The organism is Vibrio sp. 10N.222.52.B7, assembly GCF_041474275.1.
In the GTDB taxonomy this organism is placed as follows: domain Bacteria; phylum Pseudomonadota; class Gammaproteobacteria; order Enterobacterales; family Vibrionaceae; genus Vibrio; species Vibrio crassostreae_C.
This window is the reverse complement of record NZ_JBFRTU010000097.1, coordinates 1-671: the sequence shown is the minus strand read 5'-3', so window position 1 is coordinate 671 and position 671 is coordinate 1. Positions and strand designations below refer to the sequence as shown.

Sequence of the window (671 nt, the reverse complement as noted above, 5' to 3'; positions counted from 1 at the left end):
CACGCTCCTTCTCAAAAATACTGCTGTACTCTTGGTACGTTGTTGAACCGATGCAACGTAATTTGCCACTGCTTAGTAGTGGTTTAATTAAGTTTGCCGCATCAACCTGACCACCCGATGCAGCCCCGGCACCGATAATGGTGTGGATCTCATCGATGAACAGAATCGCGTCTTCTTCTTTCTCCAGTTGCTTAAGAATCGCTTTAAAACGTTTCTCAAAGTCACCACGATATTTGGTTCCGGCTAACAGTGAACCGATATCTAGAGAATAAATTACGCTGCTCTGAATGATTTCAGGCACTTGTCCTTCAACGATGCGCCATGCAAGACCTTCCGCGATGGCAGTTTTACCTACCCCCGCTTCACCCACTAACAGAGGGTTGTTCTTACGACGACGACACAGAACTTGGATAGTGCGTTCTAGCTCTTTGTCACGACCGATTAGTGGGTCAATATTGCCCTGCTTTGCGACTTCGTTAAGGTTAGTAGCAAAATTTTCTAAACGGTCTTCAGAGTTAGCTTCTTCAGCATTTTCTGCACCACCAAATGAATCGGATGATGAAGGACTGTCGCCTTCGTTGCTCGCTTTGGTAATACCGTGTGAGATGAAGTTAACAATATCTAAGCGACTAATGTCGTTTTTCTTAAGAAGATATGCCGCGTGAGATTCT

The 671-nt window shown here is 45.0% G+C and carries 1 protein-coding gene; it reads right to left on the bottom strand.

Features of this window, described 5'->3' with window-relative positions; genetic code table 11:
• Positions 1-671 (bottom strand): AAA family ATPase (locus tag AB4512_RS20270; protein ID WP_372175473.1); only part of this gene is annotated, 671 nt, incomplete at both ends.